Source organism: Catenovulum adriaticum (assembly GCF_026725475.1).
Lineage (GTDB): Bacteria > Pseudomonadota > Gammaproteobacteria > Enterobacterales > Alteromonadaceae > Catenovulum > Catenovulum adriaticum.
Genome location: NZ_CP109966.1, coordinates 36,137 through 52,877, shown reverse-complemented (window position 1 = coordinate 52,877; position 16,741 = coordinate 36,137). Strand labels below are relative to the sequence as shown.

Annotated in this window: 11 protein-coding genes; 3 read left to right on the top strand and 8 right to left on the bottom strand. The window is 37.1% G+C overall.

Annotated elements, in window-relative coordinates; genetic code table 11:
• Positions 1–36: 36 nt before the first annotated feature.
• Positions 37–1,551 carry a sulfatase family protein gene (locus OLW01_RS14185; RefSeq protein ID WP_428980202.1) on the bottom strand — a complete coding sequence of 505 codons (1,515 nt, stop codon included), beginning with the start codon at positions 1,549–1,551 and terminating at the stop codon, positions 37–39.
• Positions 1,552–2,137: 586 nt separating this feature from the next.
• Between OLW01_RS14185 and OLW01_RS14180 the strand changes: the two genes are divergently transcribed.
• Positions 2,138–4,687, top strand: coding sequence for a glycoside hydrolase family 2 TIM barrel-domain containing protein (locus OLW01_RS14180; RefSeq protein ID WP_268076595.1), 2,550 nt, complete (start codon positions 2,138–2,140; stop codon positions 4,685–4,687).
• 173 nt (positions 4,688–4,860) lie between these two features.
• Here the strand turns inward: OLW01_RS14180 and OLW01_RS14175 are convergent, their stop codons facing one another.
• From OLW01_RS14175 to OLW01_RS14165, 3 genes are all read right to left on the bottom strand, one after another.
• Positions 4,861–6,330, bottom strand: a complete 1,470-nt coding sequence (locus tag OLW01_RS14175; protein WP_268076594.1) for a sulfatase-like hydrolase/transferase — start codon at positions 6,328–6,330, stop codon at positions 4,861–4,863.
• Positions 6,331–7,149: 819 nt separating this feature from the next.
• Positions 7,150–8,220 carry a hypothetical protein gene (locus tag OLW01_RS14170; RefSeq protein WP_268076593.1) on the bottom strand — a complete coding sequence of 357 codons (1,071 nt, stop codon included), beginning with the start codon at positions 8,218–8,220 and terminating at the stop codon, positions 7,150–7,152.
• Between the two features lie 102 nt (positions 8,221–8,322).
• Positions 8,323–8,691 (bottom strand): hypothetical protein, encoded by a 369-nt coding sequence (locus tag OLW01_RS14165; protein ID WP_268076592.1) that lies wholly within the window; start codon positions 8,689–8,691, stop codon positions 8,323–8,325.
• A gap of 376 nt (positions 8,692–9,067) precedes the next feature.
• Here OLW01_RS14165 and OLW01_RS18490 point away from each other — a divergent pair, with 376 nt between their 5' ends.
• Positions 9,068–9,226: a phage integrase N-terminal SAM-like domain-containing protein gene (locus OLW01_RS18490; RefSeq protein ID WP_428980201.1), complete on the top strand. Its 159-nt coding sequence runs from the start codon at positions 9,068–9,070 to the stop codon at positions 9,224–9,226.
• A gap of 82 nt (positions 9,227–9,308) precedes the next feature.
• On the opposite strand, the gene OLW01_RS14160 is transcribed toward OLW01_RS18490, so the two are convergent.
• The 3 genes from OLW01_RS14160 to OLW01_RS14150 form a co-directional block, all read right to left on the bottom strand.
• Positions 9,309–11,021: a purine-cytosine permease family protein gene (locus OLW01_RS14160; RefSeq protein ID WP_268076591.1), complete on the bottom strand. Its 1,713-nt coding sequence runs from the start codon at positions 11,019–11,021 to the stop codon at positions 9,309–9,311.
• A gap of 178 nt (positions 11,022–11,199) precedes the next feature.
• Positions 11,200–12,492, bottom strand: coding sequence for an L-rhamnose catabolism isomerase (gene rhaI, locus OLW01_RS14155; RefSeq protein WP_268076590.1), 1,293 nt, complete (start codon positions 12,490–12,492; stop codon positions 11,200–11,202).
• A gap of 58 nt (positions 12,493–12,550) precedes the next feature.
• Complete coding sequence (locus OLW01_RS14150) at positions 12,551–14,743, bottom strand: bifunctional rhamnulose-1-phosphate aldolase/short-chain dehydrogenase (protein WP_268076589.1); 2,193 nt, start codon at positions 14,741–14,743, stop codon at positions 12,551–12,553.
• Positions 14,744–15,086: 343 nt separating this feature from the next.
• Here OLW01_RS14150 and OLW01_RS14145 point away from each other — a divergent pair, with 343 nt between their 5' ends.
• Entirely contained in the window at positions 15,087–15,884 is a 798-nt protein-coding gene (locus tag OLW01_RS14145; protein WP_268076588.1) for a DeoR/GlpR family DNA-binding transcription regulator, read from the top strand.
• A gap of 105 nt (positions 15,885–15,989) precedes the next feature.
• Here OLW01_RS14145 and rhaM read toward each other — a convergent pair whose 3' ends face one another.
• The gene (rhaM, locus tag OLW01_RS14140; RefSeq protein WP_268076587.1) at positions 15,990–16,304 is read right to left on the bottom strand and encodes an L-rhamnose mutarotase; all 315 of its coding nucleotides are present in this window, start codon (positions 16,302–16,304) and stop codon (positions 15,990–15,992) included.
• Positions 16,305–16,741: the final 437 nt, after the last annotated feature.

Genomic DNA, 16,741 nt, shown 5'->3' with positions numbered 1-16,741 from the left:
GTTATTTATATTTAAAAACAATAAAAATACACTGTTTTAGGTTCGACTTGATTTATTTTTCAACTCGTTTAAACGTTGTTTAAGGGCGTTTACAATCTCTGGGTTTTGTTCCGCAACATTATTACTTTCCGTGGGATCCAGTTTAAGGTTATAAAGCTGAGGTTGTGGCTGTGTACCCGGCTCTATCCCCTTTAAATTTGTTACCCATTCATTGGCATTTTGACTAGGCGCAATATATTTCCAGTCGCCTTGGCGTAGCGATAGTGTATAAGCTTCTTCAATTAATTCTTCGCGCCCTTTAGCATCAGCGTTCAACCAAGCATCTGCCTGATTTTCACTATCAATGGCTTCATCATTTGATAATTCAATATTTAGCATACTCGCAACCGAAGCATATACATCTATTTGGCTCATGAGCGCATCACTAACGCCGGGTTTAACTTTAGCGGGGTAATGCATAATAGTGGGAACTCGTGTACCCGCCTCATAGGCACTATATTTTCCGCCTCTGTAAATTCCTCCAGGTTTATGATCGCCTAATAATTCAATCGCTTGATCGTCGTAACCATCATTTAAGACAGGGCCATTGTCACTGGTAAATATAATTAACGTATTGTCTAATACACCTTGTTTTTCTAATTCATCAACCACCTGGCCTGTTATCCAATCCATTTGCACAATGGCATCACCACGAACGCCCATGCTGCTTTTTCCTTGGAATTTTTCATTGGGTAATCTAGGCACATGAATGTCATGGAATGAGAAAAATAGGAAAAATGGGTTATCTTTATTTTGCTTAATAAAGTCGTTAGCTTTATTAGTAAATACTTGATAAAAATCTTCGTCTACCCATTCAGCGCTTTTGCCACCAGCCATCCAACCAATGCGACCAATGCCGTTGATTAAGGTTTTATTATGTTGGTGATCAGCACTTTGACGCTCTAGTTCAGGGTTTTCATAACCCGTTGGACGATTGCCAATTTTTTGAGTGTAATCAACGCTAAGCGGATCATTACTGTCTAAATTTAAAACATGATGATTTTCTAAATAAACAGTAGGTACTCTGTCACCCGTTGCTGGCAATAAAAAACTGTAATCAAAGCCAATTTCTAATGGGCCAGGTTTAATCGCATCGTTCCAATCAATCGGTTTTGAGCCATCTCCCAAGCCTAAATGCCATTTACCCACAACGGCGGTTTCATACCCAACTTTTGCTAACATTTTAGGTAAAGTCGGTTGCTCAGTTGAAATAATCATGGCCGCATCACCTTTAAGCACGCTCGCATTTTTTCTAAACGCATGCTCACCCGTTAACAATGAATAACGCGATGGTGTGCAGGTAGCAGCACTACTATGCGCATCTGTAAACTGAATTCCGTTTTTAGCCAATTTATCTATGTTAGGCGTTTCTACGCCCTTTGCACCATAAACGCCAACATCACCGTAACCTAAATCATCCACATAAAAAATAACCACATTAGGTTTATTCTCGTTAGATGTTTTTATGCTGGTTTGCTCCGCGGGTTTTTCACTGCAGGCCGTTAAATTAATCGCAAGCGCTACAACAGATAACTTTGCTATCTTGCTTAAGGTTAATATTTTCACTTTTTATCCTTTAATGTCAGTAGATAGAGTTTTTTAAATAAATATTTCCAAACCTTGTTAAAACTTCGCCGTAAAGTTAGCCGATTTAGGGATAAACCAATTAACTTATAAAATCCAAATATCAATAAATTACCATTGCTTAGTAAATACTTTAAAACAGTAAACTATTCTTTTTTATTTATTTTGGGGTATTAATTTGGCCTTAACAAAGTCATAGCTATTGACCGTTATATTAACCCAATTCCATATACAAATTAACACTTTCAAATAAAAACATAGGTAAATCCATGAAAATTTGTTGTAAATAATTGACAATTATAAAATAAAAACCAGCTTGTTCAATTAATTAAACATTTTAAAACAATTACTTAAGATTAATTATAAATACTAAGTCGCTTTCAAAAAAATAAAAATCTCACAACTAATACTATCTAAGTAACAACTTTCATATACAATACACCCAATATATTGTTAACATTTTATAATAATCAAAACAATATTAAAGTAATTATTAATTAACTCGGGCGATGATATGAAAATAAAAAATATTATTAATGTGTTTTTACTGATGTTCACTCTAGTCAGTCACAGCTATGCTGCTCAAATAAATAGAGAAACCGACTTTAACTTTGACTGGAAGTTTACTTTGGTAAATAGTCAGGAAAAACCAACCAATCTACCACTGAACGATGCAGACTGGCGCGATGTTAGATTACCACACGACTGGAGTGTTGAAGCTTCATTTGACAAAAAGTGGGAAGGCGCAACGGGCTACCTTCCTGGTGGTATCGGCATTTATCAAAAGCATTTTAAAACACCAGCTAACCCAACAAACAAAAATATTTATGTTTTATTCGATGGGGTTTATAACAACGCAACATTTTGGTTAAACGGCAAGCAACTTGGGGAAAACCCTTATGGTTACTCGCCTGTTTATTGGGATTTAACCGATAAACTAAAAACAGATGGTAGCGATAATGTGCTAACCGTACACGTAGATCATTCTCGTTATGTAGATAGCCGTTGGTATACAGGCAGTGGCATATATAGAAACGTCACCTTGGTGACAGTTGATAAATTGCATATCCCGGTTTGGGGCACATTTGTAACCACTCCCAATATCACAAATGATAAAGCCGACGTGAATATTCAGGTAACGGTCAACAATACCAATAATACCCGAGCCAAATTTACCTTAACGACAAATGTAGTTGATGCCCAAGGTAATAGCGTTGCGCAAAGCAGCAAAAATTTATCACTTAGTTCTGAATCATCAAAAGAGTTTGAACAAAAATTATCGGTGAGCAACCCAAAATTATGGGATATACAAACCCCTAATATGTATAACGCCGTCACAACACTTGCTAAAAATGGTGAAGTAGTGGATGAATATATTACCCCTTTTGGTATTCGCAGTATTAAATTTGAAGCCAAAAAAGGCTTTTTCTTAAACGGTAAACCCACCTTTATGAAGGGTGTTAGTCTTCATCACGATGGTGGTTTAGTGGGTGCAGCTGTGCCAAAAGGTGTTTGGAAACGTCGCTTACAAACATTAAAAGCAGCGGGCGTAAACGCAATAAGAACAGCTCATAATCCGTTTTCACAAGAGTTTTTAGATCTATGTGATGAATTAGGTATTATGGTTCAAAACGAATTTTTTGACGAATTTGATTACGCTAAAGATAAACGTCTCAATAAAAACGACAGACATGATGATTACATCTCGCGTGGCTATGACATGCACTTTCAAAAATGGGCAAAAAGTGATTTAGAGCGCACTATGTTGCGTGACAGAAACCACCCAAGTGTGATGCAATGGAGCATAGGTAACGAAATTGAGTGGACTTACCTAAACTATCGCTACGTGACTGGTTATTGGGATCCAAGTAAACCTGAACTAGACAATAACAACTTTTGGGGTGGTCTACCTAAATTTACCCCACAAGAACTTAAAAAGCGTTACGACGAATCAGAAAAAGGCGAATATAAGTTACACGAAACCGCTGAAAAATTAGCGAAATGGACACGTAATCTTGATTCTAGCCGTCCTATTACAACCAATATGATTATTCCACAAGTAAGCATGGTGACCGGTTATGCTGATACCGTTGATATTGCTGGCTTTAGTTATCGCAATATAACCATTCCTTGGGCTCAAACCCATTTCCCTGACAAACTCATTACTATTAATGAAAACCCGGGCTTATGGGGTGACTGGCTGCAAGTTATGCAACAGCCAGGTGTATTTAGTATTTTCATGTGGACAGGCATAGATTATATGGGTGAACGCCACAATAAATGGCCTGAGAAAAGTGGTTGGGGCGATATTTTGGATTTGGCTGGGTTTAAACGCCAAGGCTGGAACTACTTCAAAAGCATTTGGGTTAATGAGCCTCACTTATCTTTAGGTACTTTACCACTAGACGATTCTGGCTTTAGCGTTGACGAACTTTCAGGTTTAGCCGTTCCACTAACAAAAGACAGCAACGGTTGGGGTGGCAGCTTTAAATGGCGTGATTCAAATAGACATTGGAACTATGAAAAAGGCGAAAATGTTTTGGTAGAAGTTGCATCAAACCATGCAACCGTCGAGTTATTATTAAATGGCCGTTCATTGGGTTTTCGTAGTATGTCTGAAAGCGGTAACCGGATTATGCGTTGGGTTGTCCCGTTCGAAGCTGGCACATTGACTGCCAAAGCGGGTTTTAACGGACAAGAACAAGAAGTGATACTCGCAACCACAACCAAACCAGCTGGTTTTAAATTGCAAACTGATACAGCTAAGCTTAAGGCAGATGGTTATGATGTTGCACACTTAGTTGTTCAACTTCAAGATGCTCAAGGGCGAGACATTACCTTTAAAGACTTTAAGGTAGAGTTTGAAATTGACGGTCCGGCAAAACTGTTAGGGGTTGATAATGGCGCACCTGATAATATTCAGGATTTTCAATCCAATAGTTTAAAAACAAGCCAAGGGCGTGCGCTTGCGATAATTCAATCAACACGTGAAGCTGGTCTTATCAAAGTCACGGCAAAAGCCAAAGGCTTTAAAACCCAGACTGTAATTATTAATGCAAACTAAACTCAATTTTTTCCTGAACCTTTAATGGTTAGCTAATAAAGAGCGTTCAGGAGAAAATGATTTAAGCATAAACGCCGCGATTAACTCAAATATCGCGGCGCCATCTTCGACATACCTTTAAGTTTTCTCCTACCTTAAATATTTTTTTAACGATTTATTAAGCACTTTACACCTTACATTCGACCTTTAGCGCCTGCTTCTACCGTTTTTTGTAAAAAATAATCATTGCCGTCGTAATAGGTTTTTTCAGACCAAGGCGCATCTATAGCTGGTAAATGTTTTGCCAGTTCACGTTTAACTTCAGCGTATTGAGGATCGGTCGCTAAATTACGCCACTCGTTACGATCTAAAGTATGATCATATAATTCTTCACTACCATCTTCGTATCGAATATAACGGTATTTTTCAGTTTTAATAGCATGATTTTTTTCACCATATGTAGTCACTGCAGCGTGCTGCCACTTGGCATTAGGATCGTTCAATAACGGGGTTAAGTCACGCCCTTCATTAGTTGGGTTTTCAGGTAAACCACACATTTTAACCAAAGTAGGATATAAATCTAACAAGCTAACCGGCTTATTACTCACTTGCTTGCCTTGTGATTTAGGTGGCTTAATAATCAATGGGGTTCGGGTGGCTCTTTCCCAGAGGGTCATTTTAGCAAATTTGTCTTTTTCACCTATGTGATAACCATGATCGCCCCAAAGCACTACTGCGGTATTGTCCGCATATGCACTTTTTTCTAAGGCATCTAATACAATACCTACACAGGAATCAACAAAAGAAACACTCGCCAAATAAGCTTGAACTATATCTCGGTAATGACCATTTTCAAGCGCCCACTCAGTGGTTGGCATCATGGGATGATCAGTGACTTTTTTTGCTATCTCAGGCACATCGGCTAAATCTTTTGGAATATAAGGTGGTAATTGAACCTGTTCAATAGGATGCATATCAAACCATTTTTGTGGCACATACCAAGGCGCATGAGGACGTAAAAAACCACAGGCCATAAAAAACGGCTTATCATGATCAGTTGCTAATTTATCAGCTATCCAATGAGCTGAATCATAATCTGGCATTTGCTCATCTTTTTCTGGAAACGCGCCCCAATCCGTATTGGTTCTGGGGTCATTCCACACAAATTTTTCATCTCTATACGGGCCAAACCCTTTAACACGGCCGCCATAATCATCAAAACTGCCATCAGCTACTCGTTGATGAAATACCTTTCCTACGGCCGCTGTGTAATATCCATGATCTTTAAAATATTCACTTAAAAAGATTGAATGTGCGGTTTTATCACTCGCGGCACGAATGTCATTATCGTTTATGTGCCCATAAATGCCTGTAGTTGATGGTGCTAAGCCCGTCATAATACTGGCTCTGGAAGGCCCACAAAGTGGCGCCGAAGCATGGGCATTGGTAAATGTAGTGGCGTTGCCGGCCAACTTATCAATATTTGGTGTTTTCGCATTTGGATGCCCTTGCATAGGCCCAACCCAATCGTTTAAATCATCCACTATTAACATTAAAACATTTGGGTATTCTTTTTTTAACTCCGTTAGCCAATCCGAGTTATACAAAGCTGCAGCTGTTGCCACACCTGCACTGCCCAGCAAAAAATTTCTTCTATTTATCATTAATGCTTCACCCCGTAATACAAAAATCCAAATATTTTAAAGTTTATCTACTAATTAATTTTTATTAGCTACACATACAAATGAATAAATATGACTTAAAATAATCAGATTAAAAAATAAACCACAGATTAATAGCATTAAACATACATTAAATCAATTAAAACGCTGTTTAAGGTTACATAAAATACATCTAATTGACTTATATTGACCTAATTTAACCATTTACACATAATCTCGTCATATATCTACACCGACATGAAAAACAGGCTTTTCCGATGACTTTAGCAGTCAACAAGGGGTTATTAGATTCAAATTGGCCAGTATTAGAGACGTCCAGTTTGGTTCACAATATTTTTAGCGCTAGATGACTCAGCAAATAATGATCGGTCCATATTTTTTTGTAATATGATAATTTAAATTAAATTTCTGGTGGTTCGTTTATCTTGCCATAAAAAACTCACTGCGTTTAAGCCCACGCAAGCAGGTAAGAGCGAAATAAATCCCAACCATTAAAGTTATTAACTTCCTCCCTCCTTTGTTGAGCCAGCTTAATGTACTCATTGGTTTGCCTTGGCTTTTATTATTAAAATAATACATTTTAAATGTGTAAATTTATGTAAACATTATTGAAGGTATAGCGCTTTCCCTGTAATTTAGTTGTTAAGTATCGAGTAAATAATCAATCCGTATTTAATACATTTGCTTTTCTTGTATCAAGATACACTTAACATTGGCAGTGCAAACACTTGAGTAAAAGGTATTTTCATAATGAAAAAATTCAAATTTTTCGCAACATATCCTTATATATTATATGCGAATTCATGATTTAGCTGATTTTATTAGCTTGCCTAGCTGTTCGACTCCATCATAAGTAGATGGCAGCTTACCGTCATCTGCAACTATTCCTGAAAAGATTATGTTTTCAAACTTAGATAGTGAATCCGCATCTTGTTTTTTTATTTCAGAAGAGTAATCAGAATAGTTTTGAATAAATCTACAAAGTGTTTTACGAAGATCTATCTGGAGAAGCTGCGACTTAACCGACTTGAAGTTGAATAGCAAAACTCTAAAATAATATATAGATATAGCTACCAATGAGATAGTTGGAAATATTGAAACAATTATGCCCTCTTTAACTGCAGCTATATCTTTAATATTCCAGTAAACGAAAACCAACTCAGCTAGGATTGGTAGAACTATCATCACAGATAAAATTCTTAACCAGAAAAGGAGGTTGTCTTTTTCTTTAACCTTCTCTTTAGATAAATCATCAAAACCCTGATACAAGCCTACGAAGTTAAAGCCGTTCTCATATTTTTCTAATGATTTTTTAAGTGTATTAGCCCTACCTTCCTTTTCTGATATCTCCGATTCCCAATCAGCCTTTAGTTGCTCTGCCTTAGAAGAAACTGAGTTAAAGTCCTTGATGCTTGTAATAGCTTCACTATTGGAAATGACCTTGAATATAGAAATTGGCATTTCACGAATAGCATATTCAATTTGCTCTCTAGCGCTAGCTTCAAAAGAATCAACGTTGTTGAATACGAAACGTCGTGCAGCCTCAAACTCCATTGACAGATCATTTTTCATCGAGAGGTATAGCTCAAACAGAAACCTAAAGCACATAGAGCAAATATCATCTAGTCTTTCTTTTGACAATTCTTGCTCTTCATCAGAAAGTCGACTTATAAAGCTATCTCCAATCCATTCGATATTGATTTGACACATTTCATCCCATTGCTCAGGACTGTTCTCCATAGAATTAACTACAAGTCGTATTAGGCTATTCCTTTGCTTTTCAAAGTCGGTTCCAGGCACCAAACCGTCAACCTTCGCTCTAAATCGTGCCAAAACGGTTTTGCTTTGATTGGTATTAATTAGTATTTTCATTTATTTCCTATGCTGTCCATTGCTAGAGGCATATAACGCTTAACATATGGGGATTTTAGGAGCGCTTTTTCAGCGAGTAAAATTCCCACCATGACGTTTTTGTTAGGTTTTGTTTGTTGAAACTGCATAATAAACATTAATATTTTGCCTATCTGTTTTGTAAATATCAGAAATAACTACAGATTCATTTGGTTTCAGCATAAATGATTTCTCCACAGTACCAAGCATGGATGCCGTCGATTTGTAACTACCAATTCCCAAGTTATCTCTAAAGTGGATGTGAACTATTCCTGAATGCTGATCATTTGAAGTGTTTTCTAATTCAAAGATATATTCACAAGAGTTACCAGAACAATAAAATGACTTTTCAACTAATTTAACAGGCTCAGTGGAATTAGAAATATATTTGGCAGCTATTAAAGCTGAAACAGCAGTAACAAATCCAATGAGAATAATGTTGCCAATTTTCACCGATAAAAACCTAACAGCTTACTCATTAGAAGAGCGTATAGAACTTTTTAACATTGAGTTTAACAACGCCATTCCAATAAGCTTTAAATTAATAATTTCATAAACTTAAGCATTAACTCTTTAAAAAGCAACAAGAATTTTCAGATAGAAAGCAAGCCTATCGTCAAAGCGAGCCACGTAAAGGGTCGTTATGTAAATTCATTATTAAAAAACATAAATAAAATCATATTGTTAAATAACTACCATCTCCAAGAAACCAATACCTTATTAAAAACAAAGCGAGAAATAATCTGAGTTTTTGGTAGATCACCATTTATAACTGTATAAGTAAGCAATAACTTGAGTTTAAGGAGTTGTTGATGCTAAATCTAAATTTATCGAGTCGATTAAAACGGAACTCATAACTAAACACTATCGTTACACAACCGAAAAATCTTATTTGCATTGGGTTGGTATCTTTATTCGATTTAACAATTATGTCCCCCCAAAGGATATGGGTAATTCAAAAATTGAGCGACTTTTAAAAGGGCTTTAGGTGGGCTGTAACAGGTAAGAAAAATCGACTTTTTAGTCCTTTAAAAAGCCGACACACAGGGACTGATATTAAAAAAACATATTTATGGGTTTACAGTGCTAGGGCCTGTAGACACATTAGAAGATGTTTTTTCAAATTTACTTTTTGCAAGGTAAGCATAAGTTGCACTCACAAAATAAATTAAGGTTGGGAAAATCAGCACGTTACTAGCAAGTTCAACCTCTTGTTCGATGCAAGCCGCAATACCAATAGCAAGACAAGCCGCTAAAGAAACGTAAGCTGTGATAATCGCAAAATTAACCAGCATAGGTAAACGCTGTTTTTCTGTGCTTGATTGTTGTTTAATTGACTCATCTCTTAAATAGCTTTGCTCAACTTGTTTACGTTCAAGTTCAGTTTGTTCAGCTTGAGCTGCTGCTGGGTATGTCGCTTTTGCTCCCATTAATACCGCTAAACCGATATAAAGCAAGGTTGCAAAAATCCAAATTGGAATGAGCATAAAGAATAAATGTAATAATCCAGCTTGTTCAACAGCAATACCGCCCACCATAGATACAATCCAGGTAATAAATGCAGCCCAGTTAGTGGTGTTGCCTTTATACTTAGACCAGTACCGCGTTAAGCCCAGCTTAGGGAATAACCAGTGCTCGATTACAATAATAGCGCCAACGGGTGCAAGCAATAAACCCATATAGCCAACAAAACCCAATAAACCAGAAAATACAAACGGAGAGCAAGCAATAATGGTGGTAATAACGCCGACGACTATAGTCACACGGGTACGGCCCCAAGCATGGTTTAACGAACTAAAAGCTAAACCGGCACGATAGATTGTTGGGTTAGAGGTAGTCCAACCAGCAATAATAACCGCTAAAATACCCGATGCACCTAATGCGGTATAAGCAACTGAACCTGGGTCGATTGCGGTAATGCTGGTGTTAAGTAAAATAGCTGCGCCTGCGCCCATAATACCCGCACAAATCCAAGCCATATAGTGACCAATAAACATACCTAAAGCTGAAAAATAACCATATTTTGCTTTTTTGGCAAAACGTAGTAGCGTCATATCGCCTAGGCTGCCGTGCATTGCTAGGTTAGCAACCCAAGCAAAAGCGATAACATGCCAAATACCAATATCCCCTTCGGTATCTTTCCAAATAGATTCACTTGCAACGGTTAAAAAGTCATTAAAGCTATTAATGCTATCAACCCCTGCCGTAGCAGCAACCGTTGTCGGTAACATCACAAGTGCACCTACCAAGAACATTAAAATCATCCAAGGGGCGCATATTTCGGCAAAGGCGGCAAGTTTTTCAAAACCTTTAACGGCCATGTAAACAACTACTGCCCCTACCCCTAATACAACTAGTACAAAGCGTAAGTCGGTTGGAAAATACCCAACCTGATCAGGAATGCCAAATAATATCCGAACAGCAGAAGCAGAAACGGTAATCATTGCCCCAGCAAGTACACAAAAGAGTATGCCATTAATCACACTGTATAATTTAATGGTACCCGGGCCTGCAATTTTTTCTAAATACGCATATAACGTTAAGCGAGTATCCGTGGCAATCGGTGCTGTAATTAAACCCCAAGTTAATACAGCTAATAAGTTACCAATTAATAAACCTATTAATATATCTGCAGCGCCCACGCCCCATGAAACAAATAAAGCGCCTATAACAAACTCGGTCCCCGCGACATGCTCACCTGAATAGCTTGCGGCAAATGTTTTTGCACCTTGTAGATTTTTGGGTGCAACCGGTTGATTTTCAAATTCTTCTACTGATGACATTTAAGCCTCCAAAATCGTGAGTTTTTAAACCTATTAGTGCTTTTGCTCACGGTTTAATCACTTTTTTTGTTGTTGTAATTTTTAATTTTGTCTTTTTTATATTTTGGTTGTTTATGCTAAAAAGGTGAAGATATAACACTATACCTTCACCTCTTAAAAAGACTAATATGTATTAAATTTATACAATACCAGAGCCATTGCCGCCGCTATTTGGACGTTCAACACCCGCTTGTGCGCGGTAACCTGATTTACGATACACAGCGATTGGGTCGATTGCCCCGCCTTTACGCAAACGTGCCATTTCTAAAATTGGCGATACGTCAGTAGTAAACGCTTTTTTCAATGTATTGCTACACATAAGTGCATCGTTAGCATTTTGATATTCAGTTAATTTTTCACGATCAACAATCAATGCAGATACATATGAACGCTGCACACTAGCGGCCGAGTTAACTAAACTTTCAATTGGGTCAGTTACATTGTGTGATTGGTCAAGCATGTAGTTAGGACCAAACCCTTCTTGCTTACGGTACTCAGCATCTACTAATTCATTAAAAATTAAGAACTGTTGATACGGATGTAAACTACCGCTATCTAAATCGTCATCACCATATTTAGAATCGTTAAAGTGGAAACCACCTAACTTTTTAAATTGGATTAAGCGAGAAACAATCATTTCGATGTTTACATTTGGCGCATGGTGGCCTAAATCAACTAATGACTTAGCTTGTGGACCTAATTCCATCGCCGCTAAAATGTTGCTGCCCCAATCTTGAATGATGGTTGAGTAAAACGCAGGCTCAAACATTTTATGCTCGATGTGTAATTCCCAATCAGATGGAAGACCGGCATAAATTTTCTTCATGCTTTCTAAATAACGCTCAAAAGCACCTTGAAAGTGCTGTTGACCCGGATGATTAGAACCATCACCAACCCAAACTGTTAAGGTTTTTGAATCTAAAGCTTTACCATATTCAATACAATCTAAGTTGTGTTGAATGGCTAAATCACGAGATTCAGCGCTTGTATTGCTCAAACTTCCGTATTTAAAGCTATGCTCTTGGCCAGCTTGATCTTGGAAAGTGTTTGAGTTAATTGAATCCCATTTAAGGTCTAACGCATCAGACGTTTGCTTTAATTCTTTAAAGTCATCAACTTTATCCCAAGGGAAATGCGGAGAAACACGCTCAGTACACTGAGATAAATCGTTGATAACTGCGCTATCTTCTAATTTTTCCCAAATGTTACGTGGCTCGCCAATACCTGGGAAACGAGCAAAACGTGTACCACCGGTACCTGTACCCCATGATGGAACAGCAATTTGAAATTCTTCAGCTTTAGCTGTGATCTCATCAATGTTAATGTTCTCACGAGCTAATTTAGCACCTAATGCTTCGTAATCTTGTTTTAAAAAACCTTCTAGTTTTGCATTTTCTTCTGCAATTAGGCCTTTATCTATACGTTTTGTCATATTTTCTACTCTTCTAAAAAGGAGCTCTTAATAAGAGCTCTAAAAAAGTTAATTTAGTTTATCGTAAGAATGCTTCGTGCAAACCACCATCTACACTAATGATTTGGCCGGTTGTTTTACTTAACTGACCCGAAACCATTAAATAAGCAGCTTCTGCTTGATCTTCTGGCGTGATTGGTGATTTAGTTAACGTACGCTGCGCGTAGAAGTTGGCTAATTTATCACGCAAGTCGTCATCAGAATCAGCTTCTGTGAATTCCACATTATATTTAGTTAAAGAAGCAATCACTCGGTCACGAGGGAACATAGTGCTACCTTTAACTACCGTTGCAGGCGCTAAGCCATTCACATTCACTAATGGTGACAACTCAACCGCTAATTCACGAACTAAGTGGTTAGCCGCTGCTTTTGATGTGTCGTACGCTAAAGAACCTTTTTTAGATACTGCTGCATTAACACTGGTAGTTAATACCATTGCCCCTTTAAGGCCTTGCGCTTTCCAAATTTCGTTGGCTTCTGTACCAACAATGTAACCGCCTTTAACATTAACAGCAAAGCTAACATCAAATTGTTGATCGTTGCTCATGCCGGCTTGACCTGGCGCTAAGAAAACCCCAGCAGTGACAATCACTTTATCAATACCGCCATAAGCTAAAATAACTTGCTCAAACATTTTTTGAACACTTTCGCGCTCGGTAATATTGACTTGTGCAGCAATCGCGGCGCCACAACCAGAGATACCTGTACCAGCAACCCCGATACCTTGCCCATAAATGGCAGTTAATTCGTCAGCCGTTTTTTGCGCGGCTTCAACACGTAAATCAGCACAAACAACATGCGCGCCTTCTTTTGCAACACGGAACGCTGTTTCTTTACCAATACCATCACCCGCACCAATTACCACTACGACATCACGAGCTAAAGGCGCTTCTTTAGGCATACGCTGAAGCTTAGCTTCTTCTAATGCCCAGTATTCAATATCAAATGCTTCTTGCTGTGGTAATGCTGTGTATTCACTAATTGCTTCAGCGCCGCGCATAACTTCAATAGCACAGTTATAAAATTCAGTTGTTACGCGTGATTCAGATTTATTTTTACCCCAACCGATAATACCAACACCTGGAATTAAAATAACGGTAGGGCTAGGATCTCTCATCGCTGGTGAGTCATCGCGTTTACAGTTATTGTAATACTCAATATAATCTAAACGATATTGCTCAATACCTGCTTTTAGTTTTTCAACTAGGGTTTCGAAGCTATCCTGTTGCGGGTTGAAATCTATGTATAAAGGCTGGATTTTTGTACGTAGGAAATGATCCGGACAAGACGTACCTAATTTAGCTAAACGAGGCGCATCTACACTATTTACAAAACGGAGTGCATTTTCGTCAGATTGTACCGTACCAATAAATTTAACTTTATTTGATAAAACACCACGAGCAACAGGCAAGAATTTAGCTAATAATTCAGTACGAGCTTCTTCAGGTAAACTTTCTACTTTAGCACCACCAAATGTCATCTCGCCTTTATCGTGTTCTTCAATATAACGAGCAGCGGTTTCTATTACCCATAAAGAGGTTTCATAACAACTTTTGCTTTCTGAGCTCCAGTTAGTATGACCATGCTGACCTAATAAAATACCCACAATATCAGGGTTATCTTCATATGCTTTTTCGCATACTTTAGCTGCTTCCCAACCTGGGCGCATCCAAGGTACATAAGCTAACTTACCGCCCCAAATAGTTTCAGTTAATTCTTTTTGATCTTTACAAGATGCAATCGCGATAACTGAATTAGGGTGTAAATGATCGACATGCTTTTCATCAATCATTGAATGCAATGGTGTATCAATAGATGATGCTCTTGGGTTTAAACAAAAATTACAATGTTTAAACATACCAACCATCGCATCTTCACCTGCTGACTTATAGCCTTTTTCAGGTAAAGTTTGGTATTTGTCGTCTAAAGCAGTTAACTTATCTTGATATAATGAAGAAAAGTTTTCTTTTTTTGACGTTCTTAAATCACCACCAGAACCTTTAACCCATAATACTTCAACTTCTTCCCCTGTTAATGGGTCAGTTTCCATTAACTTAGCTGAAGTATTACCACCACCTGTGTTAGTAATGCGTTGATCGGCACCTAAAATGTTTGAGCGATAAACTAAACTTCCAATTGGATCAAGCTTATCCGCTACAGAATCTTCCCATAGGTAATTAACATGTTTAAATTTTATTTTTGAGTCTTGCATATACAGACGAGCTCCAAATGTAAGCAATTAAGTAACGTTTTCAATATATATATTTAATAATACACTCAAAATGAACACAGTCAAGCACAACCACTCAATTTCAATCACATTATATTAAATTTTAATTTAATATAATTATTTCTCTAAGATAGTTGGTTACAATAGACTAGCATAAGGTAAATTTGAATAAATTTGTCGCCATTGTTAAGAAAACAATGCATATCTCCAGATTAAAACAATCATAAATTGTCTCCCTAAGTCGTAAATGCTATAATTGATTAAATTATTAATTTTACGCTGAAAATTGAGCACTCACGCCTTGCTCTAAAAAGGAAATTCATTAATGTTAGAAAAACATAGACAACAATTAATATTAGACATTTTAGATGAACAAAGATTTGCAAGTGTTCGTGATTTAACCGACCGTTTGAATTCATCTGAGGCCACAATACGACGTGATATCGTAAAAATGGCGAAAAAGGAACAGCTGATAAAAATTAGAGGTGGCGCAGAGTCAGTTAGCAGCGAACCAAGAAAAAAACACATTTCAAGTTCGGCTTTTCTAGTTAATCAGCAAAAACATACAGACGTTAAAAAGTTAATTGCTAAAAAAGCAGTTGAGCTTTGTGCAGACGACGATCCAATTATTATAAACGGTGGTTCTTCTACTTATATGATGGGTGAGTTTTTACCTGGCCGACGCCTCAATATCTTAACTAATTCATTTGTGCTGGCACAAAATATTGTTGAAAACGGCGACAGCCAAGTATCTGTACCTGGCGGTGAGATTTATCGTGAGCAAGGTATCATCTTAAGCTCATACGATAAAGATACAATTGAATATTATCACAGCAAAATGATGTTTATGGGTACACCAGGTATTGGTGAATTTGGCGTTATGGAATCCGATCCATTGTTAATACGCTCAGAACAAAAACTCAGAAAACAAACAGAGAAACTGGTGGTATTAGCTGATAGTTCAAAATTAGGTCAAAGAAGTAACTTTATTTTCTGCCCTTTATCTGACGTTGATATACTTATTACAGATTCTAACGCGGATCCTAAATTAGTTGAGCAATTTAAACAAAACGGGATTGAAGTGATTATGGTTGAAGCGCCGCAACCAGAAGTACAGCAATAGTCAAAAATAAAAAGCTCAAGAGTAAAGTGTTCTAAATAAAAATTTGAACACTTTACTCTAAAAATTTAAAGGCCTAGTTATTTAACTTACCACTGATTAAATTATTTATTCAAGATGAAACACCCTATCTAATGAATTTGTTTTAGGTGAATTATCTTCATTCGTTTCCATAATATCAGCCATAAAAGCCCACCATTTTTTCACAATAGGTTCTAACGGTAGTTGATCCATTTTATGATCAGAGGTACGCTTTAATACAGCGAACAACTTGTTAGACTCTTTTTCAAAAAAGATTGAATAATCAGACACTCCAGCCGATTTTAAGCAAGTTACTAATTCTGGCCATATTTCATCATGACGCTTTTTATATTCAGCTTCGTAGCCCGGCAGCAGTGTCATGACTAACGCAATTTTTTCCATTTTTAATTCCTCTTCTGTTGTTCACTGATACTGTTATTCTGAACTCACTCAGCTAATAACAGTTAAACTTAATAAGGCAGCCTTTATTTTTGCAGTGACATTTTTATAAAATAAAAACAATCTCATTTAATCGACCATGCGTTATGGCGATTCGTATTTAAACTTAAGTTATATTCAACAGACTAATTTTAAATTAAATTGATTTAAAATGACAATTTAATCCATCCGTTATTTTTCCTTTACATAATTTAAAATCAAGAAACGATAACAATGAAAAAAATATTAGCATTTACCATCAAATATTTTCATCAATGTAATACGAATATTCGGGTTATTTGCCCCAAAGCATCGATTAAAGTTGGTAGTAATAGGCGAACGCTCATTGAGCAAGTAGCTAAAATTACTTTAATATTATTTTGGAGGTGTCAACGATGAGC